General features: G+C 71.1%; 23 protein-coding genes. 9 read left to right on the top strand and 14 right to left on the bottom strand.

Translation table 11 applies throughout. The annotated features are described in order from the left end of the window. Positions 1–318: 318 nt before the first annotated feature. From DEJ03_RS15365 to DEJ03_RS15345, 5 genes are read right to left on the bottom strand one after another with little or no spacing between them, the layout of a single operon-like run. Complete coding sequence (locus DEJ03_RS15365) at positions 319–750, bottom strand: hypothetical protein (protein ID WP_110865289.1); 432 nt, start codon at positions 748–750, stop codon at positions 319–321. Beyond that, on the bottom strand, positions 716–1,504 hold the full coding sequence (locus DEJ03_RS15360) for a signal peptidase I (protein ID WP_258370868.1): 789 nt from the start codon (positions 1,502–1,504) through the stop codon (positions 716–718). Before DEJ03_RS15360 ends, DEJ03_RS15365 begins: the two co-directional genes overlap by 35 nt. Further along, positions 1,501–2,397, bottom strand: a complete 897-nt coding sequence (locus tag DEJ03_RS15355; RefSeq protein ID WP_110865287.1) for a hypothetical protein — start codon at positions 2,395–2,397, stop codon at positions 1,501–1,503. Before DEJ03_RS15355 ends, DEJ03_RS15360 begins: the two co-directional genes overlap by 4 nt. Continuing rightward, positions 2,394–2,972, bottom strand: coding sequence for a TasA family protein (locus DEJ03_RS15350; protein ID WP_110865286.1), 579 nt, complete (start codon positions 2,970–2,972; stop codon positions 2,394–2,396). Before DEJ03_RS15350 ends, DEJ03_RS15355 begins: the two co-directional genes overlap by 4 nt. 45 nt (positions 2,973–3,017) lie before the next feature. Further along, positions 3,018–3,572: an alternate-type signal peptide domain-containing protein gene (locus DEJ03_RS15345; protein ID WP_071404262.1), complete on the bottom strand. Its 555-nt coding sequence runs from the start codon at positions 3,570–3,572 to the stop codon at positions 3,018–3,020. 393 nt (positions 3,573–3,965) lie between these two features. Between DEJ03_RS15345 and pnuC the strand changes: the two genes are divergently transcribed. Next, a complete protein-coding gene (gene pnuC, locus DEJ03_RS15340) occupies positions 3,966–4,631 on the top strand; it encodes a nicotinamide riboside transporter PnuC (RefSeq protein WP_110865285.1) in 666 nt (221 codons plus the stop codon). Between the two features lie 90 nt (positions 4,632–4,721). Further along, entirely contained in the window at positions 4,722–5,354 is a 633-nt protein-coding gene (locus DEJ03_RS15335; RefSeq protein WP_071404264.1) for a hypothetical protein, read from the top strand. 25 nt (positions 5,355–5,379) lie between these two features. Here the strand turns inward: DEJ03_RS15335 and DEJ03_RS15330 are convergent, their stop codons facing one another. The 6 genes from DEJ03_RS15330 to DEJ03_RS15305 form a co-directional block, all read right to left on the bottom strand. Beyond that, complete coding sequence (locus tag DEJ03_RS15330; protein WP_110865284.1) at positions 5,380–6,600, bottom strand: ABC transporter permease; 1,221 nt, start codon at positions 6,598–6,600, stop codon at positions 5,380–5,382. After that, positions 6,597–7,532 carry an ABC transporter ATP-binding protein gene (locus tag DEJ03_RS15325; protein ID WP_071404266.1) on the bottom strand — a complete coding sequence of 312 codons (936 nt, stop codon included), beginning with the start codon at positions 7,530–7,532 and terminating at the stop codon, positions 6,597–6,599. Before DEJ03_RS15325 ends, DEJ03_RS15330 begins: the two co-directional genes overlap by 4 nt. Positions 7,533–7,763: 231 nt before the next feature. Beyond that, on the bottom strand, positions 7,764–9,422 hold the full coding sequence (locus DEJ03_RS15320) for a glycoside hydrolase family 13 protein (protein ID WP_110865296.1): 1,659 nt from the start codon (positions 9,420–9,422) through the stop codon (positions 7,764–7,766). Between the two features lie 68 nt (positions 9,423–9,490). After that, positions 9,491–10,405, bottom strand: a complete 915-nt coding sequence (locus tag DEJ03_RS15315) for a carbohydrate ABC transporter permease (protein ID WP_071405176.1) — start codon at positions 10,403–10,405, stop codon at positions 9,491–9,493. Next, positions 10,405–11,361, bottom strand: coding sequence for a carbohydrate ABC transporter permease (locus DEJ03_RS15310; protein WP_110865283.1), 957 nt, complete (start codon positions 11,359–11,361; stop codon positions 10,405–10,407). Before DEJ03_RS15310 ends, DEJ03_RS15315 begins: the two co-directional genes overlap by 1 nt. A 12-nt stretch (positions 11,362–11,373) precedes the next feature. Then, entirely contained in the window at positions 11,374–12,672 is a 1,299-nt protein-coding gene (locus DEJ03_RS15305) for an ABC transporter substrate-binding protein (protein ID WP_110865282.1), read from the bottom strand. 132 nt (positions 12,673–12,804) lie between these two features. On the opposite strand from DEJ03_RS15305, the gene DEJ03_RS15300 reads away from it, so the two are divergent. Further along, the gene (locus DEJ03_RS15300) at positions 12,805–13,965 is read left to right on the top strand and encodes an ROK family protein (protein WP_110865281.1); all 1,161 of its coding nucleotides are present in this window, start codon (positions 12,805–12,807) and stop codon (positions 13,963–13,965) included. Between the two features lie 43 nt (positions 13,966–14,008). Further along, on the top strand, positions 14,009–14,530 hold the full coding sequence (locus DEJ03_RS15295) for a hypothetical protein (protein ID WP_146237759.1): 522 nt from the start codon (positions 14,009–14,011) through the stop codon (positions 14,528–14,530). A 15-nt stretch (positions 14,531–14,545) separates the two neighbouring features. Here the strand turns inward: DEJ03_RS15295 and DEJ03_RS15290 are convergent, their stop codons facing one another. Next, a complete protein-coding gene (locus DEJ03_RS15290; RefSeq protein ID WP_258370864.1) occupies positions 14,546–15,238 on the bottom strand; it encodes a CoA pyrophosphatase in 693 nt (230 codons plus the stop codon). 183 nt (positions 15,239–15,421) lie between these two features. Between DEJ03_RS15290 and DEJ03_RS15285 the strand changes: the two genes are divergently transcribed. From DEJ03_RS15285 to DEJ03_RS15270, 4 genes are all read left to right on the top strand, one after another. Beyond that, a complete protein-coding gene (locus tag DEJ03_RS15285) occupies positions 15,422–16,753 on the top strand; it encodes an esterase family protein (RefSeq protein WP_110865278.1) in 1,332 nt (443 codons plus the stop codon). A gap of 89 nt (positions 16,754–16,842) precedes the next feature. Further along, positions 16,843–19,257, top strand: coding sequence for a bifunctional lysylphosphatidylglycerol flippase/synthetase MprF (locus tag DEJ03_RS15280; RefSeq protein WP_110865277.1), 2,415 nt, complete (start codon positions 16,843–16,845; stop codon positions 19,255–19,257). A 38-nt stretch (positions 19,258–19,295) separates the two neighbouring features. Next, positions 19,296–19,829 carry a hypothetical protein gene (locus DEJ03_RS15275; protein ID WP_110865276.1) on the top strand — a complete coding sequence of 178 codons (534 nt, stop codon included), beginning with the start codon at positions 19,296–19,298 and terminating at the stop codon, positions 19,827–19,829. Positions 19,830–19,898: 69 nt separating this feature from the next. Beyond that, a complete protein-coding gene (locus DEJ03_RS15270; protein WP_146237758.1) occupies positions 19,899–20,207 on the top strand; it encodes a hypothetical protein in 309 nt (102 codons plus the stop codon). 94 nt (positions 20,208–20,301) lie between these two features. Here DEJ03_RS15270 and DEJ03_RS15265 read toward each other — a convergent pair whose 3' ends face one another. After that, complete coding sequence (locus DEJ03_RS15265; RefSeq protein WP_181422750.1) at positions 20,302–20,700, bottom strand: hypothetical protein; 399 nt, start codon at positions 20,698–20,700, stop codon at positions 20,302–20,304. Positions 20,701–20,828: 128 nt separating this feature from the next. Here DEJ03_RS15265 and DEJ03_RS15260 point away from each other — a divergent pair, with 128 nt between their 5' ends. Next, positions 20,829–21,923 carry an SGNH/GDSL hydrolase family protein gene (locus DEJ03_RS15260; RefSeq protein ID WP_110865273.1) on the top strand — a complete coding sequence of 365 codons (1,095 nt, stop codon included), beginning with the start codon at positions 20,829–20,831 and terminating at the stop codon, positions 21,921–21,923. 212 nt (positions 21,924–22,135) lie between these two features. Here DEJ03_RS15260 and DEJ03_RS15255 read toward each other — a convergent pair whose 3' ends face one another. Next, positions 22,136–22,993, bottom strand: a complete 858-nt coding sequence (locus DEJ03_RS15255) for an enoyl-CoA hydratase/isomerase family protein (RefSeq protein WP_110865272.1) — start codon at positions 22,991–22,993, stop codon at positions 22,136–22,138. Between the last annotated feature and the right edge of the window lie 54 nt (positions 22,994–23,047).

Below are 23,047 nucleotides of genomic sequence, written 5' to 3'. Positions count from 1 at the left end.
AGATGTGTATAAGAGACAGGTGTGGCTCTGGGCACGAGCTCGCACCGGGAGCGGGAACGCGCACGGAGTTGCCGCCGCTGCACCGTGCGCATGCGCGAGGAACCGGCACCGCACGACGAACCCGGCACGGTGCGGCTCCGTGGTCGCGTACTCGGGGCTCACCCGCAGCCGCACGGTGCGGGGTTCGTGGGTCGGGGCGGCGGAGGTGGCTGGGTGCGCGGTCGTGGCGGGGCACGGGGCGGGCAAGTTCGCACGGGTGGGGTGACCCGGCACCGCACGACGAACCCCGCACCGTGCGATTCCGTGGCCGTGGCAGCCTCAGTCGGTCGCGCCCCGCGGGGGATCGACGAGCAGCCCGACGCGGTCGTCCAGGTAGTCGGCGAGGGGGACCGCGGCGCCGGCGGTTGGGGACCACCGGACCGACGGCACGTCGTCGATGACGACGAGCACGCCCTCGGCGCCGACCAGGGAGTCGTCGACGGGGATCGGGACGGCGCCGTGGTTCACCGTGTCACCGGCGCTGAAGTGCCCCTTCGCGGCGGCGGCGCGGTAGGCGCGACGGACCTCGGCGGAGACCGACTGGTACTGCGACCGACCGGGTTCGGTGACACGGGTGATCGACCCGGTGGCCCAGACACGGCCGGCGGTCTCGGGGGACGACCCGATCAGGAGTGCTCCGACCCGCCACACCCGGCCGAGGGGTCGCATCGTCGGGTCACGACGGATCCCGAGGACGGCCTTCGGCTGCACGTACTCGCCGAGTGCTTCGTCCGGGACGTCCGCGGCGCGGAGCCGTCGGGCCGCTGCGTCGAGGAGCTCCCGCGCCCGCTGCACTCCGTCCGTCACGTCCACCGAGCCTAGACCGGGTGGTGGTCGTCGTCTCGGTGGTGGTCCGCTCGACGTGGTGCGCTGCGCTGCGGCGTCCGTGGCTGGTGCCGGCGCGGCTGGTGCCGGCGCGGCGACGACGTGCGGCACTCACGAAGCCCGCGGTCATCATCACTGCCCCGTACGTCAGGAGCACGCCGGCGACCGCGGGGATGAGCCAGCTCCGCGACCCGTTGACGACCTGGTTGACGATGCCGATCTCCGGCACGGAGTACCAGACCACGCCGCGGATCTGCACGGCGGTGACCGGTGCCGGGTCGGCCGCAGCGTTGTTGTCGCCCTTGAGCACGAAGGTCCGCTCGCCGTCGGACGACGACGACACCGAGACCACGCGGTGGCTGACGACCGCGGGCTGGCCGGACACGATCTGGTAGGTCACGACGTCGCCGACCCGGATGTCGTCGATCGGGGTCGGACGGACCACGAGCAGGGTCCCCGGCGGCAGTGTCGGCTCCATCGACTGCGTCAGGACGGTGAGTGGCATCGAGCCGGTGGCCTTCGGCACGACGATCAGCACGACCGCCAGGGCCGCGACGAGCAGCAGGAGTCCGGTACTGAGACCGAGCACGACGGCGTGGACGACGGCGCGCCAGCCGGAGCGCGGGGTGGGGGTGCTCATGCGCCGCATCGGATCGCCGCCCCGTTGTCCTGCGTGAAGAGCGTGACCTTGCCGGTGCCCGCGACGGTGCTCGTGGGGTTGCCGGCGCTGTCGAGCACCTTGACGGTGACGGTCAGCGTGCCAGCGGTGCCGGCGCTCGCGGGGACATCCGGCGGGGCGATCGTGATGAACGCGGAGTAGTCCTGCGCCTTCTGCCCGACCGGGGTCGAGCCGACGAACGCGCCGTACCAGGTGTCCATCGGCCGGTTCGCGGCGTCCCACCGGATCTCGACGTACCAACCGCCGTGGTCCGTGCAGACCAGCGAGGGCGTGGTGTCGACGGTCGCTGCCGGGGTGGTCAGGGTGAAACCGCCGGCGACGACGCCCGAGGTCCAGGTGCCGCTCGTGACGGTGAGGTTGACGTTCACCTTGGCGGTCGAGCCGGCCGGGGCCGATGACTGCAGGGTGCTGCGGGTGCACCAGACGGCGGAGGCGCCGGCGGCGAGCTTCGCGCTCATGCTCGGCAGCGACGCCCAGGTGCCGGTGACGGACCCGGTGCCGACGGCCGTGCTCGTGGTGCAGCCCGCGGTCGAGGCGACCGGCCAGGCGACGACGGTGACGGCCTTGGCGAGCGCGGTCGAGCTGCCGGACACGACGGAGACCGTGGTGGTGGCGGTGCCGGCGAGGGTGCCCGAGTCGGTCAGGGTGATCGGCTTCGTCGTCGAGGTGACGCTCGACGAGAACGCCGTGGTGAGGGCGCTCGTGCCGCTGATGGACGCCGCGACCGTGCCGACCGTGGTACTCGCCGCGGTGGTGCCCGACGCGCTCCACAGTGCCCACGCGGCGCTCGAGGTGCCACCGACGAACACGGCGGTGAGGAGCACGGCGACGAGGAGCCGGAGGCGGCGGTTCATGCGGAGACCTGCGTTCCCGTGACGGTGAGGGTGAAGTCGGTGGTGGCGCCGGCGACGCTCTGCGGGGCGTCGGCGTCGAGGGCCATCTCGAGGCAGGCGATGCCGCTGCCCCCGGCCGGCAGGGTGAAGGACCCGGTGCCGGTGTCGAAGGTGGCGAGCCGCGCGCTCGTGCCGGTGAGCCCGGGCACGCACTTCGCGGCCGAGGACACCATCGCGAGGTGGAGCGTCAGCTCACCGGTCGCCGCCGCGACGGACGACTTGGAGGCCGTCGTCGTGACGCGCATCGACAGGGGGACCGAGCCGGTGTTCCGCACCGTGAAGGTGCCGGTGGTGCTCGTGCCCGGCCCGAGGACCGCGGTGTTCATCGCCGTGGTGCTGCCGACGGTGACGGTCGCCGTGGCGGAGCGCACCGTGGTGGCTGCAGTGCTGGCGGTCCCGTTCCAGAGGGCGTACGTGCCGCCGGCGCCGAGGAGCGCCGTTCCGACCGCGACGACCAGGGCGATCGCGACCGGCCACACCCAGCGGTACCGTCGGGCTGCGCGGTGGCGTCCCGTCGTCCGCGATGTGGCGGTCATGTGCGTGCTCCTGGTCGTCGTGGTCGGTGGGGTGCGATCGGGGGATCAGGAACCGATCGCGGTCTGGGTCAGCGTGAAGGCCAGCGCGCTGAGGTTGATCGAGCCGCCCTGACCAGTGGTCGCCGATGCGGGGAGCGTCACCGTGAAGACGACCTTGACGGTCGACGTCGACGAGGACGGCGAGACCACGAAGGTGTTCGTGTTCGACGAGGACTGCACGACCGAGGCGCTCGTCGACGTGACGGCCAGCGTCTTCGTCGTGGCGGCGAGCAGCGCGGCGTCGCCGGTGATGCTCTGGTTGGCGTAGGTCAGGTTCGCCTTGAGGTCCTGGCCGGTCGCACCGATGTTCAGCGTCTGGGTGAACTGGAACGTGTTGCCCGGGACCATCAGGGCCTTCGTCGGGTCGATCGCGGTGGAACGACCGTTCGTGATGTCGGTCCAGGCACCGTCGTTGTTGGCGCTCAGCGTCAGGGTGCCGGCGCTCACGGCGGACGCGGCGCTCGAGGCGCTGGCGTTCCAGAGGGCGAACGTGCCCGCACCGCCGAGGAGGAGTGCGACGCCTGCTGCGCCGGCGATGGCACCGGTGACGATCTTGTGCATGGGGTGGATCCGTTCCTGCGTGCTCCGGGCACGCTGAAGCCCACCGGGGACATTCGGGCGTCGTGTCCGGTGGGGAGGTTGTCATCGACCCAGTGGTTGGAGGGGGTCGCGGCTGACCGGTGCCGAGAGCGGTCGCCGGGCCTCGGAGCGCATGTGCTGCTGCTCGGGCGGGCTGGACTCGCTCTGGTGTCGACGTTACCTGTCCCCCAAAGTGCCGACAAGCGAGAACGGGCGTTCACCCGGGCCCCAGAACAGGGGTCATTTTTGTCCCCGCTAGGGAGGACATGTTTTGTACCCCGGTTTCTGGGTGTGCGCTCCGCGTGTGCAGAGCGCCCACAGAAGGAATGCCGGTACGCACCGCGTCGTTGCACCGTCCGGAAACGAGGAGGGCCCATGGGCATCGTGCGCTGGTTGTTCGACGCGCAGATCGTCATCGGCGACCAGACGGTGCTCTGGCGCGAGGTGATCGGCAACGTCTTCGGGCTGCTCAGCGCCCTCGGCGGCATGCGCCGGAAGGTCTGGGCCTGGCCGGTCGGACTGGTCGGCAACGCCCTGCTCTTCACCGTCTTCATGGGCGCGCTCTTCGACACCCCGAACCCCGTCAACCTGCTCGGGCAGGCCGGCCGTCAGGTCATGTTCATCATCGTGAGCATCTACGGCTGGTACCGGTGGACGCACCGCCCCGAGGACGCGACGACCGTGATCGACCCGCGCTGGGCCTCCTGGCGGACCCGTCTGCTGCTCGTCGTCGGCATGGTCGGCGGCACCGCCCTGCTGACCCCCGTCTTCCGCGCGCTCGGGTCCTACGAGCCGGTGTGGAGCGACGCGTGGATCTTCGTCGGATCGCTGCTCGCCACGTACGGCATGGCGAAGGGGTGGGTCGAGTTCTGGCTCATCTGGGTGGCGGTCGACCTGGTCGGCGTGCCGCTGCTGTTCTCGGCCGGGTACTACGCCTCCGGGTTGATGTACGTCTTCTACGGCGTCTTCACCCTGACGGGGTTCTTCGTGTGGATGCGCCAGCGGGTCCGCCCGCCGGCGGCGCCCGTCACCGTCGGCTGACCGCCGTGATCACGACGCGCTGACGCGGCCCGGAGCACGGCCCCCGCTCTGGGACGAGACAAACGGCCCGGAATGCGCTGCAATGGTCGGATGGAACCCCTGCACGGCGAACGCGTCGAGGACGACGAGTCCCTCGCAGAGCGCACGGTGCGCGCGGCCATCCGTGCCTACCGGCTGCACCCGTTCGACACCGTCGACGCGGCGGTCGTCGCCGAGGTGGCCGGTATTCCGCTCGAGACCGTCGAGCGGCTGTTCCCGACCTGGCACGCCCTGCTCCTGGTCACCTACGACCGGTGGGCGCAGCTGCGGGGGACCCGGCGGAAGAACCCGCCGACGTGCACGATCGAGCACGTCCGCCTGACCCTGGCCGAGGACGTCGCCGACCCCGGGCTCGTCCGGGTGCTCGCGGGGCTGATCACCGTGGCCAGCTCGGAGTCAGGGTTCGCCGAACTGTTCCGCAAGCGGTTCGAGGAGTACGCCGAGCAGTTGACCGTCGGGCTGCAGCGCGACTTCGACAAGGGCTCGGAAGAGGCCGGCATCCCCGCGTACCAGGCTGCGACCCAGCTGCTCTCGGTCTACGAGGGGCTGCAGATCCAGATGCTGGTCCGCCCGCACATCGACGTCCTGGTCGAGTTCGACCGCGCGGCGAACACCCTGCGCCAGGGCTGGAAGCGGCACGCCGTCCCGTCGTGGGACCTCGACGAGGCACCCGTCCGCGTCTGACGTCGTGCGGCACCGACCGACGAGGTCAGCCCCGCCGCCCCCGCGTCCACGACAGCATCTGCCGCACCGTCACCTTCGACCCGTACTGCGCGACCGAGTGCCGGAACAGGTACTCCGCGAACCACAGCAGCAGCCCGGCGACGACGAACACCTCGACGATGCAGACCACCGACTCCGTCACGGTCAGGGCCCCGACGGCGTTCCGCACCATCGCGGTGATCGGCGTGAAGGTCGGGAAGTACGTGAAGAACTGCGCGACGGGCGACGTCGGTGTCGTCATCACGAAGAACGCCGCGTACAGGGGGATGATCAGCGCGAAGATCGCCGCCGACTGCAGGGCCGAGGCGTCCTTGATCGACGGGACGGCGGCTCCGACGGCGACGAACAGCCCGGACGCCAGCAGCACCCCGCCGACGAGCAGCAGCGCCCCGGTGACCATCCGCCACGGGTCGACGGTCAGCCCACCGAGCTGCGACGACACCAACGGCAGGGCGACGAGCAGCCCGACCAGGCCGGGCACGACGAACACGCTGACCTGCACGAAGCCGACGAGCAGCATCGCGATGACCTTGCCGCGGATCAGGTCGCCCGCGGTCACCGTGGTCAGGATCATCTCGGAGATCCGGTTCTCCTTCTCCTCGACCACGACGGTGACCATCCGGGCGGCGAGCAGGATGACGAGCCCGAAGAACGCGGCGACGAACAGGAACGGCGGCACGACGGACAGCCAGCCCGGGGCAACCCGGCCGTCCGCGTAGGTGGTGACGTCGGTGGCGGGCGGACTGCGGAGCAGCTGCACGGTCTCGGGGTCGTCGACCGAGGCGGCGACGCTCTGCTCGAGCACCCGCTCGGCCAGCGACGAGTACACCCCGTTCGCGAAGAGTCCGCGGTCGGCGGCGTCGACCCGGATGGCCGTCGTGGACGGCGACGACGGGAACACGATGAAGGCGTCGAGGTCACCGGATCGAACGGCTGCGCGGTCGGCGGCGGCGTCGGTGGACGGCGTCCCACCCCACTTCGCGGCCACGGACTCCGACACCAGGCCGGACTCGTCGACGTAGTGGAACGGGGTCTTCGTGGCCGACGACCCGGACACCACGGAGTTGGTGCCGGCTGCCTGTCCGATGCCCACGAGCAACGAGACGACCACGATGACGACCGGCAGCGCGAGGGTGCCGATCCAGAACGCGGGCTTCTTGACCGCGCGGACGAACTCGAACCGGACGACCGTGCCGAGGTTGCTCATGCCGCTGCCCCGTCGGTCGACGCCGCAGCGAGGGCGTCGTGCCCGTAGACCTGCACGAAGATCTCGTCGAGCGGGATCCGGCGCATCTCGAACGCGGTGACGTGCACCCCGGCCGCGACCAGTTCTGCCAGGACGTCCGCACCGTCCGGAGCGGCGGCCTGGGTCGGGACGAGGTAGGCGACGTGCCCCTCGTGGCGGGCGAGCCGGTACAGCGGTGACTTCGGCACGGGACCGTCGAGCCCCACACGGGCGACGGCGCCACCGAAGGCGTCCTGCACGTCGGGCACCGATCCGTACGCGGCGGCCCGGCCGTCCTTGAGCAGCAGGATGCGGTCGCAGAGCCGCTCGACCTCGTCCATGTGGTGCGTCACGAGGACCACGGTCGCGCCGTCGGCCTTCCGTTCGTCGACCAGGTCGAGCAGGAGCCGCCGGTTCACCGGGTCGAGGCCCTTGGTCGGTTCGTCAAGGATGAGCAGCCGGGGCTGGTCCATGATCGTGATGCCGAGCTGCACCTTCTGCTGCTGCCCGCCGGACAGCTTGTCGACGCGCAGCTTCGCGCGGTCGGCGAGCCCCACCCGGGCCAGGTAGTCCATGCTCCACGCGGTCGCCTCGGCACCGCGGAGCCCGCGCAGGCGCCCGAAGTAGGTCATCACGTCGATGACGGACTCCTTGCGGTACAGCCCGCGCTCTTCTGGTAGGTAGCCGATGCCGCCGGTGGCCGGTCGGTAGGGACGGCCGTCGATCGTCAGCGTGCCCGCCGTCGGGGTGGTGATGCCGAGCAGGGCCCGGATCGTCGTGGTCTTGCCGGAGCCGTTGCTGCCGAGCAGCCCGAACGTCTCCCCGGGGGCGACGTCGAACGACAGCCCGTCGACCACGTTGCGGTCCCCGAACCGCATCACGAAGTCCTGCACGCTGATGCTCGCCCCGCTCATGCGGCGACCCTACCGGGACTTCCTTCCCAGAACGGCCGCGATGGGATGCGAGAACGGGCGTACCTGCTCGGAACCCTCGACCCGGTACGCCCGGTTCCGGCAGGTACGCCCGTTTCCGCCGGGGATGCCCGTTTCGCCCAGGTACGCCCCGACAGGCGGACGGGAGGCGCGGTGCCAGCTGGCACCGCGCCTCCCGTCCGTCATCCGGTCGCACCCAGGGCGCGGGTCGCGTCAGGAACGCAACCAGGCCGTCCCGACGCCCGACAGGGCGCCGTCGACCACCGGGGCCGAGGCGAGCAGCAGCTCGCCGGCCGGCAGCGCGAAGGGCTCGTCGCCGAAGACCGTCACGCTCGTCCAGCCGTTCGGCCGACGGAACGCGAGCACGTCGTCGCGGCCGGTCTCGATCCACTCGAGCTGTTCCTCGGACTGCAGCTGGCCACGCAGGCCGAGCGCCTTCCGGTACAGGTTGAGCGTGGAGTCGGGGTCGGCGTCCTCGGCCTCGACGCTGGAGTCGGCGAACCACGCCGGCTGCGGCAGGTGCGAGCCGTCCGGACCGAAGCCGAACGACGAGCCGGTGCGCGTCCACGGGATCGGCACGCGGCAGCCGTCACGACCGACGTCGACGCCCGGGTTGCGGAAGAACGCCGGGTCCTGGCGGTCGGCGTCCGGGATGTCGCCGACCTCGTGCAGACCGAGCTCCTCGCCCTGGTACAGGTAGGCGGAGCCGGGCAGGGCGAGCTCGAGCAGCGTCGCGGCCTGTGCGCGACGGAGGCCGAGCGACCGGTCGAGCGCGTCCTGCGAGCCACCGGCGAGCAGCCAGGCGCTGCCCTGCTTGTCGGTGCCGCCGGCGCGGGGCGGCAGGGCGTAGCGGGTGGCGTGCCGGACGACGTCGTGGTTCGAGAACACCCACGTGGTCGACGAGCCGGACTGCTCGGCGAGGCCGAGGTTGAACTCGATGATCGTGCGGAACTGGCCGGCGTCGAAGTCGGCCTCGAGCAGGTCGAAGTTGAACGCCTGACCGAGTCCCTCGGCGCTGGCGTAGCGGGCACGGCGGTGCGCTGGGACCCAGGCCTCGGCGACCGCGGTGCGGGCCGGCGTGTACTCGTTGAAGACCGTCCGCCACTCGGCGTAGATCTCGTGCACGTCGTCACGGTCCCAGAGCGGGTGCGTGCCGTCCTTCGGCATCTCGGCGAGCTCGGCCCAGGTGGGCAGGGTCTCGCCCAGGTCCTTCGCCAGGCCGTGGGCCACGTCGATGCGGAACCCGTCGACCCCGCGGTCGGACCAGAAGCGCAGGGTGCGCAGGAAGTCGTCGCGGACCTCGCGGTTCGCCCAGTTCAGGTCGGGCTGCTCCTTCGCGAAGCTGTGGAGGTACCACTGGCCGTCGCCGACGGCGGTCCAGGCCGGGCCGCCGAAGATCGAGATCCAGTCGGCGGGGGCTTCCTCGCCGGACGGCCCCGTGCCGTCGCGGAACACGTAGCGGTCGCGGGCGGGGGAGCCCTTGGGCGCTGCGAGCGCCTCGCGGAACCACTCGTGCCGGTCGCTCGTGTGGTTCGGGACGACGTCGACGATCACCCGGATGCCGGCGGCGTGCAGTGCCTCGACCATCCGGTCGAAGTCGTCGAGGGTGCCGAGGCGCGGGTCGACGTCGCGGTAGTCGTCGACGTCGTAGCCGCCGTCGGCCAGGGCGGACGGGTAGAAGGGGCTGAGCCAGACGGCCTCGATGCCGAGCGAGGCCAGGTAGGGCACCCGCTCGGTGATGCCGGGCAGGTCGCCGATGCCGTCGCCGTTCGCGTCGGCGAACGAGCGGGGGTAGATCTGGTAGACGCTGGCCTGGCGCCACCAGGTCTCGTCGTGCGAGGTGGTGGCGGGCTGGGTGAGGGTGTCGGTCACGTCGGGCCTTTCCTGGGTCGAGGGGTTCGAGAAGTGTGTGTCGGTCGGGAGCGCACCGGCGTTGTCGGTCACTTGATGGCGCCCTGCGTCACGCCGGCCATCACCCACCGCTGGGTGACCAGGTAGACGATGATCGCCGGGGCCATCGCCATCAGGTACGAGGCGAACGACACGTTGTAGTTGTTGCTGAACTGCGTCTGGAACATCTGCTGCAGCACCGGCAGGGTCTGCAGCGCCGGGTCGGAGGTGATCAGCGACGGCATCACGAAGTCGTTCCAGGACGCGAGGAACGCGAAGATGCCGACGGTGGCGCTCATCGGTGCCAGCAGCGGGAACACGAGTCGCCAGAACACCTGCCCCGTGCTCGCACCGTCGATGCGTGCACTCTCCTCCAGTTCCGCCGGGATCGACCGCAGGAAGGCCGTGAAGAGCAGCACGCTGAAGGACAGCTGGAACATGACGTGCAGGATCGCGACACCGAGCGGGTTGTCCAGGTGCGCGAGTCCGGTGAGCTTCACCTGCGACAGTGCGAGCACCGGGAACGGCAGGAACATCGCCGCGAGCAGGTAGAAGAACGACCAGCGGAACAGTCGGCGGTCCCAGTTCCGGGCGATCGCGTAGGCCGTGAACGAGGCGAGCAGGATCGTGCCGACGACGGTGATCGCGGCGACGAACACCGAGACCCCGAACGCCCGCGGGAAGTCGGTCAGCTGCCACGCCTGCACGAAGCCGTCGACGCTGAACGGTGCCGGCAGCGAGAACGCGTTGCCGTCCACGGCCTGGCCGGTGGTCTTGAACGCCATCGTCAGGGTGACGTACAGCGGCACGAGCACCGACAGCGCGCACAGCACGAGGACGACGGTGACGGGCCAGTTCGAACGACCGCGGCCGGCCTTGCCCGAGCCGGAGGACCGGTCGGCGTCGACGGAACGGATGCTGCCGGTCGCGGTGGTCCCCGGTCGCAGGGGTGCTTGCAGGGACATCAGAGCGCTGCCTTCCCGCGGGTCGCCCGCAGCTGGATCACGGCGATGACGACCGCGATGACGAAGAAGATCGTGGCGTTCGCCATCTGGTAGGCGTAGTCGCCGCCGTTGAAGCCCTTGAAGATCGACATCGCGACACTGGTGGTCGAGGTGCCAGGGCCGCCGTCGGTCAGGCCGACGATGATGTCGTACGAGTTCAGGAAGTTCTTGAACCCGATGACCAGGTTGATCAGGATGTAGCCCGCCGTCAGCGGCGCGGTGATCGAGACGAGTTGCCGCCACGCGCTGGCACCGTCGAGGGCTGCCGCCTCGTACACCTCGCCGGGGATCGAGAGGACGCCGGCGATGTAGATGAGGAGCGTCGACGGGATCGCCTGCCAGGCGGTGACGACCACGATCGCCAGCCAGGCCAGGTCGGGGTTCGCCAGGATGCTCTGCTCGAGCGGCCCGAAGCCGATCGCGGTGGCGAAGGCCGGCAGGCTGTTCGCGAACAGGAACGAGAACACGTAGGCGATGACGATGCCCGAGATCACCATCGGCAGCACGAACACCGCACGCAGCGCGATCTTGCCGCGGATCTTCGACGTCAGCGCGATGGCCAGCAGGAACGCGATCGCGTTCACGACGATCACGGTGACGAGCGAGAACCCGAGCGTGAACAGGTACGCCTGCAGGATCGCGGGGTCGGAGAACACCGCGATGTAGTTGGTGAGCCCGGTGAACCGGAACTCGCCGAAGCCGACGGAGTTCGTGAAGCTCAGCACGATGCCCATCACCGCCGGCAGCGTGATGGCGAGCGTGAAGAGCACCAGGGTGGGCAGCAGGAACGCCAGGAAGAGCGGGTCGACGCGGGGCTTGCGTCGTCCGTCCCGTCGTCCGGCCTGGAGGCCCGGTGCGGCTCCGCCACGGCGGCGGCGGTCCGCCGTCGTGATGGATTCGGTGGTCGTGGTTGCCATTCGGGCGTCTCCTTACGCGGCCGTGCGGAGCGCGAGACGCGCCCAGTCGGCGTCGAGGGTGCGGAGCTGGCGCTGCGGGTCGCCGCCGAAGGCGATCGACTGCGCGTAGTTCGCGACCGGGATCTCGGCGGGGATGAGCTGCGAGGCGCCGAGGTAGAAGGCTGCGTCGTCGTAGTACGACTGCATGCCGCGGAGGGCGGGGTTCGACGCCGGGGGAGCGTCCTTGCGCACCCCGAAGCCGTTGTTGTCCGCGTTGTACTTGTCGTTGACCTGCTTGGTCATCAGGAACGACAGGAACTCGCGGGCAGCCTCCTGCTTGCGCGACGCCTCCGGGATCCAGAGCGCCAGGTCGACGTTCACGCGGACCTTGCGGTCGGCCGGGTCGTCGGTGACGGGGAGCGGGAAGGTGCCGAGGTCCATGTCCTTCGTGGTCTTGGCGATCTCGCCGAGGGCCCACGGCCCCTGCAGGTACATGCCCGCCTTGCCCTGGGCGAAGGCGAGGTTGCCGTCGCCGTACCCGCGGCTCGCGGCGCCGTCCTGGTGCCAGGCGCGGAGCTGCACCATGCGCTCCATCGGCTTCCGCAGGTCGCGCTCGAACGAGACGGCGGATCCCTTGCCGACGTTCGTGCCCTCGCGCCGGAGTGCCTCGAAGGTCGCCGGGGTGTCGATCATGCCGCCGATCGAGTAGTCGAACATGCCCTGGGCGATCGTCCAGTTGTCCTTGAACGTGCCGTAGATCGGCGCGATCCCGGCCTTGGTCAGGCGCTCGCACACGTCGGCGAACTCGCTCCACGTCGTCGGGACCTCGAGCCCCTGCTGCGCGAAGAGCGCCTTGTTGTAGATCACCGACGCCGCCGTCACCGAGTACGGCAGGGCGCTCTTCCGGCCGGGGTAGTCGGCGGTCTGCTCCATGAGCGGCCACAGGTCGGGGTTGATGGTGTCGGCCTGCGGCAGGTCGGACAGGTCGGTCAGCGCGCCGTGCTCGACGAACGGCACGACCGAGAAGTTGTAGTTCCAGCAGCCGAGGTCCGGCGGCCGGTTCCGCACGAAGTTCGCGGACATGCTCGAGGTCGAGTCGCGCACGACCCGGACCTTCGACTGGCTCTGGTGGAACTGCGCGATGACGTCGTCGAAGTAGCCGATGACCTCGGGCTTCGACACGTAGAACGTGATGGTCTCCGGCTTGGCGCTCGAGGACCCGATCGGGGCGCATCCGGCGAGCGCGAGGCCCGCTCCGATGCCGCCCGCTCCCAGCAGGAACCCGCGTCGGCTGACCGATGCTGCGCTCCTGGCGGTGGCGTGTGCTTGCACGTCGTCTCCGTCCGTCCGGACCCGGCGTCCCTGCCGTTCCGTCCCGCGAGCGGCTCCGATGCTGCCCGCGGAACTAAATGTAGCGAGAAAATCTAATTCCGCAAGGAACTCGTCGCGCGATAGGGTCACGACATGCCGCCACCCCGTGGAACGAGCGCAGAGACGCTGCTCGCGTACGCCTTCGACTCGTCGGCGTTCACCGCGACCGAGGCGATCGACGCCACCGGCCTGACCCGGTCGACCGTGCTCGGGGCGGCCGAGGAACTCGTGCGGCTCGGCTGGCTCCGCGAGCTCGACGATGCGCGGGCCGCGGGGGAGTACCGGATGGGACGCCCCGCCCGACGCTACGAGCTCGACACGGTCGCCGGGGTCGTCGTCGGTGTGGACGCCGGCCAGCACCGGGTCACGGCCTTCGTCGCCGACCTGCGCGGCACGGTGCTCGGTCGTGCCGAGGGGTCGCTCGGAGAATCAGGCCTCGACGTGCCCGTTCGACTCGGGGTCCTCGCCGACACCGTGGCCGCCGCCCTCGCCTCGGCCGACGTCGACCGCACCCGGGTCCTGGTCACGGTCGTGGGCATCCCGGCGCCGGTCGACGCCGCCGGTGCCTCGCCCGACGACGGCGGCTTCTGGGTCCGGATGAACCCGGGGTTCGCCGACGCCGTGCCGGACGGGCGGGTGCTCGTCGAGAACGACGCAAACCTCGCCGCGCTCGCCGAGCGGCCGTCCTCGGGTGACGCCTCGTTCGCGGCGCTGCTGTCCGGCGAACGCTTCGGCGCAGGCCTCGTCGTCGACGGGGTCCTGCTGCGCGGTGCCCACGGTGGTGCCGGGGAGATGCGGGTGCTCGAACTCGTCGAGGGTGTCGGCTCCTCCGACGGCATCGGCGCGGTCGCCCGCACCTTCGTGGCCGACGCCGTCGCCGCCGGGCACATCCCCGCGGACGCCGCGCTCGCCGCCGACGCCGCCCTGGTGTTCGAGGCCGCACGGAGCGGTGATCCGGTCGCGCGCACCATCGTCGACCGCCTGGGGGACCGCCTGGCCCGGGTCTGCATCCTGCTCGCGAGCCTGCTCGACATCGACCGCGTGGTGGTCGCCGGCGCGATCGCCCAGCCCGCGGTCGCCGTGATCGACCGTGCCCGCGACCTCCTGGCGAAGGGCCACTTCGACCCGGTCCCCGAACTCGTGGCGTCGTCGCTCGGGGCCGACATCGTCGTCATCGGGGCCGTGGCCCACGCGGTCGACGCGGTGCGGGCCGACCCGTTGTCGTTCCCGGTCCGGCCCGTGCTCGCATCATGACCGAGCGGTGCACCGGTACTCGCAGATCTGACAGAATCTCGTCGTGCACCGTCTCCGAGCCCTCCCGATGCCCGTGTTGTTGCCGGTACTCTTCCTGCTCGCGGGCGGGATGTGGTTCGTGATCGGGCTGCTCGTCTTCCCTCGAGACATGTCCTTGCTCGGGCGAGCGGTCGGCACGGTCTTCTACGCCGCTGCGATGACGGCGTTCTTCGGCGTCTGGATCAGCCGGGCTCGTCGGCGAGCCGGCGGCGCGACGCAGTTGACGGACGTGCAGCGCGGTCTGAAGCGCGGCGAGGTGCCCGAGGATGCTGATCTCGCCACATGGTCCGCCACGGTCGAGGAGCACCGCCGACAGTTGCGGCGGAGCCTGTGGTTCGGGCCGGTCGTCTTCGGGGTGATGGTCGTGCTCGCGCTCTGGCTCGCCCTGACCTCGACGCCCTGGTGGTGGTTCGGGGTGGCGTTCTTCGTCGGGTTCCTGCTGTTCTCGGTGATCACGACGCCCCGCGCGCTCGCGAAGGCCGAGGTCGTGCGCGAGGAGCTCCGTCGCCGGGCGAACAGGCGCTGACGCGAACCCGGCGCGTCAGCTCGGCAGTGGGATCTCCCGCTCGCGGTCCCACGGTTCCGTCCAGCCGAGTCGGTCGAACAGCGCATCCAGCAGCATCGCGGTGAAGCCCCACACCAGGTGCTCGTCCCCGTCGGCCTCGATGGTGAACGCCGGTCCGCGCCACTCCTGACCACTGCGGCGGATCACGGTCACGCCGCGGTTCGCCGGGTCGAGCAGGTCGGCCACGGGGACGCGGAACACCGCAGCCGACTCGTGCTCGTCGACGACGCGGATCGGTGAGGGGTCGCGCCACCAGCCGATGACGGGTCGGACCAGGTGGTTCGAGAACGCCAGGGGCACGGCCGGCAGGGTGCCGAGCACCTCGACGCCGGCGGGGTCGAGCCCCGTCTCCTCCTGTGCCTCGCGGAGTGCGGCGGCGACGGCGTCCGCGTCACCGGGGTCGATGCGTCCGCCGGGGAACGCGACCTCGCCGGCGTGCGCGCGCAGGGTCGTGGCCCGGGCGAGGAGCAGGACGTCGAGGTCCCGCGGGACGCCGGGCGCTGCCGCCGGTCGGTCGCTCGGCGTGTGGTCGAGCGCGCCGAAGAGCATCAGGACCGCGGCCCGACGTGGTGAGGCCGTGCCGCCGGGTTCGACGAGTGGCCCACCGTCCCCCCAGCCGTCCGCTGCGACCGCCGCGAGAGCAGCCCGTACCGATCCGTCGTGCGTCACCCGTTCACCCTAGGTGCGTACCAGCGTGCGGTCCCGCGGCAGCGTCGCACCGTACGCCTCACTGGGTGTTGTTCGAGTGCCGTCTGGGAGCCGCACAGGTGGGAACTGTGCGAACCGGAAGCGCCTCGGTGCCCCGTTCGCAGCGGGCCGCCGCCACGATTGCACCGTCCGCCGGGAGGCCCCATGTTCCACGATCTGCTCCGACCCCTGTTCCACGTCGCCGTCGTCGCACCGTCCGTGCTCGTCCCGGTGGACGTCGCCGCGGGGCTCCTCACCGTCGCCGCGCTCCTGCCGGCGTTCGGCCATCGCTCCCGCCATCCGGTCCGGGGCCTGCTCTGGCGGCTCGGCGCCGTGGCCGTCGGCGCCGGGATCGGCCTGGTCGCGGTGTGGTGGTTCGGGGACGTGCAGGACCTGTACGGGGTGTCGTTCACCCCGATCACCCGGATGTGGGTGGCCCTTGCCTTCGGCGGTGTCGGCCTGCTCGTCGTGACGGTCGTTCAGGGCGGCTGGCTCCGCCGCGTGCTCGGCGTGCTCGTGGCGGTGGCGGTGGCCCTGGCCGCCGTCCTCGGCGTCAACGTCGACTTCGGGGCGTACCGCACCATCGAGCAGGCCGTGACGACCGATCCGTACCCGTCGGGTCCGCTGGGACACGAGACGGGGGTGGGACGCGCCTCCAGTCCGGTGGTCGACCCGGCCACCTGGCGGGCGCCCGCCGACATGCCGCGACGCGGGAAGGTGCTCTCGGTCGCCATCCCGTCGACCGTCTCCCACTTCCACGCACGGCCGGCGGTGGTGTACCTGCCGCCGGCCGCCCTGACCGAGCGACCACCGACCCTGCCGGTCCTCATCAGCCTGGCCGGGCAACCCGGGCAGCCGAGCGACATGTTCCAGGCCGGTCGGCTCGGCGCGGTGATGGACGCGTTCGCCGAGGCCCACCACGGACTCGCCCCGATCGTCGTCGCACCCGACCAACTCGGAGCGCCGGACCGGAACCCGATGTGCGTCGACTCGTCCCTCGGCCGCTCCGCGACGTACATCATGACCGACACCACGAACTGGATCCGGCAGCACCTGCGCGTCGGGGCAGCGCCCTCGGCCTGGGGCATCGTCGGGTTCTCGCAGGGAGCCACGTGTGCCATGCAGTTCTCCACCGCACACCCCGGCGTGTTCGGCACGACCTTCGCCATCTCGAGTGAGCTCGCACCCCTGAACGGCTCCGTCCAGCACAGCATCCGGTACGGGTTCGGCGGCTCGGCCTCGCGGTACGCCGCAGCGGCACCGCGGGCGATCATGCGTGCGCACGGTCCCTACCCCGGGCACCTGACGGTGTTCGCCTACGGCAGCGACGACCGGCCGTACACCGTCTCGACCGGGTTGCTCCGCACTGCTGCCGAAGCCGCCGGCATGCAGACCCGGCTGTTCGTGTCCGAGGGCTCCGCCCACGACTGGAACACCGTCCGCTACGCCCTGCGTGTGGGGATGCCCGGCGTCATCGCGCACCTGGGCCTGCGGTGAGCGCGGTGGTCGCGGCCCTCGCGTGGGCGCATCCGAGACGGCTCGTTCCGGCAGCCCGTCGGTACCCGCTGACGAGCGTCGTCTCGGCCTTGACGATCGTCGCCGGCATCGCCGCCGTGGTGCTCAGGTGCCTCGGCACGAAGGACGGTCGGACGCTCGACACACTCGGCGGGACGATGGGTCCGCTCGGCGTGGTCGCGGTGACGAGCAGCGTCGTCGGGTTCCTCGTCACCTTCGTCGCCGTCGTTGTCTGCACCGCGGCGTCCGAACGGCTGCTCGGCTGGCGGCGCACGCTGCTCGCGATGGTCGTCACGACCGTGGTGGGGACCGGGCTCGGCGCCCTGCTGCAGCTGTTCGACGGCGCCCCGGCGAACCGCGGCTTCCTCGTGCACCTGGGACACGTCGGCCCCTGGACCTGGATCGTCGGGACCATCGTCACCGCGAGCGCGTTCGCCGGCGCGCTGTGGCGACGCCGGATCCGGGTGGTGTCGATCGCCGTCGTCGCGGCACTGCTGCTCTACGCCGGACACGCGTCCGACCTGCACGCGGCACTCGCCCTGGTCGTCGGCCTGGTGCTCGGCCGCGTGCTGCGACGGTCGCCGGTACGGAGCGGCTGGACCCGGAGTTCATCACGCGAGACCCGGGTGCTGCTCGTGGCCGCGGTGACCGTGTCGGCCGTCGGGCCGGTCCTCGCGCTCGTCACCGGTGCCCAGTTCGGGCTGCTCGCCCCGCTCGCCGTGGTGCTCGACAACGGGCCGACCGGCCGGATGCCGCACTGCTCGGTGACCGGGGTGACCGCCAGCTGCGTCCGGGCGCTCGCCGAGGTGCACCCGCACGGCCTGTTCCACTCGCTGCTGGCCGTGATGCCGCTCGTGGTCCTGGCGGTCGGCGCCGTGGGTCTCCGGCGTGGGAGCCGGTTCGCACTGTGGCTCGTCGCGACCGTCGACCTGGTGTCCGGCGTCGCGACCGCCGTCTCGTACGGGGTGCTGCCCGAACGCCACCACGCCGTCGTGCAGCGCCTGGCGTCGGACCACCTCGCGGTCTCGCTCTCGATCGCCGCGTCGGTGCTGGTGCCGATCGCGACCGCCGTGGTGCTCGTCCTGCGCCGCGCGGACTTCCCGGTCCGGACCGACCGGCGACGACTGCGGACCTTCGTCCAGACGGTCGCCGGTTCGGCCGTGGTGCTCGCGGTCGTCGTCGTCGGTGTCGCCGTGGCTTCGGGCGACAGCGTGCGCGAGCCCCTCCACCTGGCGCTCGCCGTGCTCGGCCCGATCGCCCCCGTGACCCTGCCGACGCACCTGGCGCAGGCCGACCCGGCGCTGCGGTTCGTCGTGGGTGTCTCCGGCCCGCTCCTGTGGCTCGCCGTGGCGATCGCCGCGGTCCGGCCGACCGGGGCCGGGCGCTCGGACAGCGACCTCGACGGGCAGGACGCCGCTCGGGTGGCGGCTCGGGCCCTGCTGGTCGCGGGCGGTGGCGACACCTTCGGCTGGATGACCACCTGGCCCGGCAACGAGTACTGGTTCACCGAGGACGGCCGTGCCGGTGTCGCCTACCACCGCACCGGCAGCGTCGCCGTGACGACCGGCGGCCCCTTCGGACACGAGGACGCGCGGCTGGCGGCACTCGAGGGCTTCGCACGGGCCGCGGACGACCACGGCTGGACGCCCGTCTTCTACGGCATCGACGCCACCCTCGGCGCTGCACTCGCCCGACTCGGTTGGACGACGCTCCCCGTGGCCGAGGACGCCGACCTCGACCCGCGCACCTGGACGACGACGGGCAAGCGCAAGCAGGACGTCCGCACGGCCGTCAACAAGGCCGCACGATCCGGCACCACCGCGCTCTGGTCGGACTGGGCCTCGCTGCCCGGCTCGGTCACGCGCCAGATCGAGGCGATCTCGGAGGAGTGGGTCGCCGAGCGCGAACTGCCCGAGATGGGGTTCACCCTGGGCGGGATCGACGAGATGCGCGACCCCGCTGTCCGGACGCTCGTCGCACTGGGCGGGGACGGCACGGTGCTCGCCGTCACCAGCTGGCTGCCCGCCTACCGCGCCGGGCAGGTGGTCGGGTGGACGCTCGACGTGATGCGCCGCGCGCCCGACGCCCCGAACGGTGTGATGGAGTTCCTGGTCGCGAGTGCGGTCGACCGGATGCGCACCGACGGTGCCGAGCGGCTCAGCCTGTCCGCGGCCCCGCTCGCGTCGTCGGCCGAGCCGCAGGGTGCCGGGCGGAGCGGCGTCGAATCGGTCCTCGACGTCGTCGGCGGCGCGCTCGAGCCCGTCTACGGGTTCCGTTCCCTGCTGCGCTTCAAGGCGAAGTTCGGGCCAGACCTGCACCCCCTGGTGATGGCGTACCCGGACCCGGTCGCGCTGCCCACGATCGGCGTCGCGATCGTCCGCACTTACCTGCCGGGGCTGTCGCTCCGCCAGGCGGTGGCGATCGTGCGGGAGCGGCGTCCGGCACACGGGGTCCGGGCCGAGCAGCCGGCGGAACGGGTCGGCTGACCCGGACGGGTCCCCAGCGCCGTCGGTACGTTCGGAGCATGGGAACCGAACGGGCCGACGGACCGGCCGTGGACGAGCACGATCCGTACGAACGTCGCCCCGGTTACGTCACGAGTGCCGACGGCCGGACCGACCGGATGACCACGGACATGTTCGCGGGCGTCGCGGTCGGGTTCGTCCTGGTGATCGTCTTCGGGTTCCTCCAGCTCGTCGAGTGGATCGCGATCGGAGCGGCCGTGGTCATCGGCGGGGCGGTGTGGTTGGTCCTGCGCAGCCGGCGACGGCGTGCAGATCGCCGCGCTGGTCGGTCGCCGGACGCCGTCCCGCGTGCTCGGGACCGGGCGATCGCCGAGGCGAACGGTGGGCGCCGGTTCTTCGTCGCCCAGAACCCGGTCGTCGTCATCGTGATGGGGGCGATCTTCATCGGTGTCGCGGTCGCGCCGCTGCTGTTCGGCGGGGTCTCCGTCGGTCGGATCGTGACCGGGGTCATCGTCGTCGCGAGCGGTGTCGTCTGCATCGTGCAGGGGATCGGCACGCTGCGGGTGCGTCGTCGGGAGCGCAGCGGGGGCTGAACCCTGGTCGTCGACCGCCGCCCGAAGTAGGTGCATCCGTGTGCCCCGCGGGCCAATATGCTCGCCACCGTGACTGCACCGCACGGGCGACGCTTCGGCGCGGCCCGAGGCGAATTCGCGCTCATGATGACCGTGACCGTCGTCCTAGGACTCGTCGTCCCGGCCGGCGGGCTGCTCGCCGCGTTCGGCTCGCTGCTGACCGTGACCGGTGTCCGTGACGATCGTCGACGCGTCCGTGCCCTGTTCATCGTCGGCCTGAGCATGTTGGTGCTGCAGGTCGCGTGGGTCGTCCTCGGCATCTGGGGGCCGGTGGAGGTCTGCGGCTCGACGAACGGCGGCCCCGAGACCTGCCAGACCTACTGGCCCTGGGAAGCCTGACGCGTCGTCGACGCGACCACAAGGCAGACGGGAGGCGCGGTGCCAGCTGGCACCGTCCCTCCAGGCACGGCCGCCTCGTGTGGTCTTCCGGGCGTCAGGGAGAAGGCTCGCGGGACCAGTAGTCCGCCTGGATCACGAGGAGGTCTCCCTGGACTTCTGACGTCAGGTTGACGACGCGTGGGTCCCACAGGGTCCCGGGCAGCCTCGCGAACGGTTCAGTGCCCAACGTCGTCGACAGTTCGGTCGGGCTCATCCCCGACGGCGGCTGCACGGACACGAGCGACCAGCACCCGCCGGACGCGCACTGCTCGTCCTCGTCGACTACCTTGCTCCCGGCCGGCAGGGGGATCGACGCCGTCGCCGGCACGTCGCCTTCCGTCGCGCCCATGAACAACAGTGCGGTGCGCAGGCCGATGAACAGGAGCGCCGCGGCACTGATGATCAGAACGGTCACGACGATCGCTCGTCGGGTGTTCGTCCGCTGCCTGGTCACGTGTTCGCAGCCTAGGCGGCCCCTCGACACCCTGGTGGCCCTCTCATGGCGCGGGGCGTCGTACCGACCTACCGTCTACTTGTCAGACGATCGTCTGTCGAATAGGCCCTCTGGAAGGAACCTGCTCCATGCGTCACGCTCCTCGCCTCCGCCGGACCAACGCGCTGCTGATCACCAGTGGCGTCCTGACGGCGGCAGCGCTCGCTGTCGGGGCAGCCGGGCCCGTCTCCGCGGCCAACGCCGACGGTGCGACGCCCGTCCAGTCCGTGGCCGCCGCCAGCGGTGACAGCTACGTGGCCCTCGGCGACTCGTACGCCGGCGGCTTCGGTGTCGCTCCCTACGGCTCGGGTCCGGCTGCCGGCTGCTTCCAGTCCACCACCGACTACCCGCACCAGGTCGCGGCATCCCTCGGGCTCCGGCTCGATGACCGCGCCTGCTCCGGTGCCACCACCGGCAACATCACCCGGGTCGCGCAGAAGACCGGAGCCGGAAGTGCCACCGCGCCCGTCCAGGCCGACGCGCTCTCCAAGGACACGGACGTCGTCACGGTGTCGATCGGCGGGAACGACCTGGGGTTCTCCGGCGTCATCGCGAACTGCGTCGCGCTGGACAAGGCCGGCCCGGTGTTCTCGGAGATCCACGGGAAGACCTACGACCACTGCAAGGACTACTACGCACCGGTCGTGCACGGCGTCACGCGGGATCGTCTCGCATCGCGCATCCGCACGGTCGTGGCACCTCGGCTCGCGGCGACGTTCCGCGTGATCGCGCAGCGTGCTCCGCAGGCGAAGGTGTTCGTCGTCGGCTACCCGATGCTCGCGCCGGGTGCGGCGCAGGCCCCGAAGGGATGCTTCTCGAGTCTCCTCGGTGACTCCGGTCTCGAACCGCCGTTCCCGCAGAACGCGTTCCCCTTCACCGCCACCGACACCGCCTACTTCCACCGCACGCAGAACGCGCTCGACGCAGCGGTCAAGGCGGCGGCGAAGGCTCGTGGCTTCACCTACGTCTCGACGCTCCAGGGCTCTGCCGCGCACAGCCCCTGTGCCGCGTCGGGCTCCGCATGGATGGCAGGACTCACCCTGACGGATCGCGGCACCGCCGCGAACAGCACGCCGCTGGCCGGGACGAAGTACAGCATCCTCTTCGGCGCACTCCACCCGAACGCTGCCGGCATCTCGTACCTGCGTGACCAGACCAAGGCCGCGATCGTCGGATCGCGCTGACGCATGAGCGCCTGCTGGTCGCGTCGTCGACGCGCCAGCAGGCGGACGGGAGGCCCGGTGCCAGCTGGCACCGGGCCTCCCGTCCGTCTCGTGTGGACCACCGGGCGTCTGTCGTTGCACCGCGGGTCTCACCCGAGATGCAGTGAGCGGCCGGCGTGTGCTGCGTCGGCCGCTCTGGGACATTCCGGCGGGTTCCCGTCGGGGTTGTCGGATCAGAGCCCGCTGATCACTGATTCGAGTCGGAGTTCGCCGTTGCGGGTCTGCATGCCCGCGGCGAGCAGGACGTGCGCGCGGTCGGCAGCGGCCGGAGTGAACAACGGGCCGAGGAGCGCGTTCTCTGCAGCCAAGCCTGCACGGGTGATCGGGCTCGGAGCAGCGTTCACCGCCTTCTTGACGGCGGACACGACTGCGGGCTGCAACCCGCCGATCCGGCGGGCCAACGCGTCGACGAAGGAGTGGATCTCGTCGGCCGGGAGTGCTCGGTTCACGAGACCGTACCGCTCTGCGAGTTCGGCATCGACGAGCTGCGCACCGAGGAGGATCTCGAGTGCACGCGCCCGGCCCACGAGTGCGGTCAGGTACTGGGTGCCTCCACCGCCGGCCATGATGTCCATCAGCACCTCCGGCTGCGCCTGGCCGGCAGCGCCGATGGCGGCGAAGCGCATGTCGAGGGCCATCAAGAACTCGTTGCCACCACCTCGGGCGAGGCCGGTCAGCTTGCCGATCGTGACCTGCGGAAGCGAGCGGACCTCTTCGTGGACGACCTGCATGAGGTTGAGGTTTGCGGGGAACTCTGCGTCCGGGTTCGCCTCCATCGTCGCGGCGACGGCTGTCGACATGACCTCGGGTTCCGTGATGAACCGTGTGTCGCCGTGTGCGATGAAGATGTCCGGGTCGGCGCTGTCGAAGACGATGACTCGCACGTCTTCGTCTTCACGGACCTGGGCGACGAACCGGCGGATCGACGGCAGCAGGGTGCCGTCGGAGAGGTTCAGCGGTGGGTTGTCGATCGTGACGTTCGCAACGCCGTCGGCGACGGTGATGCGCAGGGCGGGCAGGTTGTAGGTCATGGGGCTTCTCCCTCTGGGGACGCGGCGGTGATACCGAGCGTCATTTGTGACACT

Source organism: Curtobacterium sp. MCLR17_043, from assembly GCF_003224215.1.
GTDB classification, from domain to species: domain Bacteria; phylum Actinomycetota; class Actinomycetes; order Actinomycetales; family Microbacteriaceae; genus Curtobacterium; species Curtobacterium flaccumfaciens.
The sequence above is the reverse complement of the archived record's forward strand: the minus strand, read 5'-3'. Positions and strand labels throughout refer to the sequence as shown.

Excerpts from the sequence above, each read along its gene's own strand:
- DEJ03_RS15360 (WP_258370868.1), bottom strand. The coding sequence starts at position 1,504 with ATGAGCACCCCCACCCCGCGCTCCGGCTGGCGCGCCGTCGTCCACGCC.
- DEJ03_RS15355 (WP_110865287.1), bottom strand. The coding sequence starts at position 2,397 with ATGAACCGCCGCCTCCGGCTCCTCGTCGCCGTGCTCCTCACCGCCGTG.
- DEJ03_RS15350 (WP_110865286.1), bottom strand. The coding sequence starts at position 2,972 with ATGACCGCCACATCGCGGACGACGGGACGCCACCGCGCAGCCCGACGG.
- DEJ03_RS15345 (WP_071404262.1), bottom strand. The coding sequence starts at position 3,572 with ATGCACAAGATCGTCACCGGTGCCATCGCCGGCGCAGCAGGCGTCGCA.
- pnuC (WP_110865285.1), top strand. The coding sequence starts at position 3,966 with ATGGGCATCGTGCGCTGGTTGTTCGACGCGCAGATCGTCATCGGCGAC.
- DEJ03_RS15335 (WP_071404264.1), top strand. The coding sequence starts at position 4,722 with ATGGAACCCCTGCACGGCGAACGCGTCGAGGACGACGAGTCCCTCGCA.
- DEJ03_RS15330 (WP_110865284.1), bottom strand. The coding sequence starts at position 6,600 with ATGAGCAACCTCGGCACGGTCGTCCGGTTCGAGTTCGTCCGCGCGGTC.
- DEJ03_RS15325 (WP_071404266.1), bottom strand. The coding sequence starts at position 7,532 with ATGAGCGGGGCGAGCATCAGCGTGCAGGACTTCGTGATGCGGTTCGGG.
- DEJ03_RS15315 (WP_071405176.1), bottom strand. The coding sequence starts at position 10,405 with ATGTCCCTGCAAGCACCCCTGCGACCGGGGACCACCGCGACCGGCAGC.
- DEJ03_RS15310 (WP_110865283.1), bottom strand. The coding sequence starts at position 11,361 with ATGGCAACCACGACCACCGAATCCATCACGACGGCGGACCGCCGCCGC.
- DEJ03_RS15300 (WP_110865281.1), top strand. The coding sequence starts at position 12,805 with ATGCCGCCACCCCGTGGAACGAGCGCAGAGACGCTGCTCGCGTACGCC.
- DEJ03_RS15285 (WP_110865278.1), top strand. The coding sequence starts at position 15,422 with ATGTTCCACGATCTGCTCCGACCCCTGTTCCACGTCGCCGTCGTCGCA.
- DEJ03_RS15275 (WP_110865276.1), top strand. The coding sequence starts at position 19,296 with ATGGGAACCGAACGGGCCGACGGACCGGCCGTGGACGAGCACGATCCG.
- DEJ03_RS15260 (WP_110865273.1), top strand. The coding sequence starts at position 20,829 with ATGCGTCACGCTCCTCGCCTCCGCCGGACCAACGCGCTGCTGATCACC.
- DEJ03_RS15255 (WP_110865272.1), bottom strand. The coding sequence starts at position 22,993 with ATGACCTACAACCTGCCCGCCCTGCGCATCACCGTCGCCGACGGCGTT.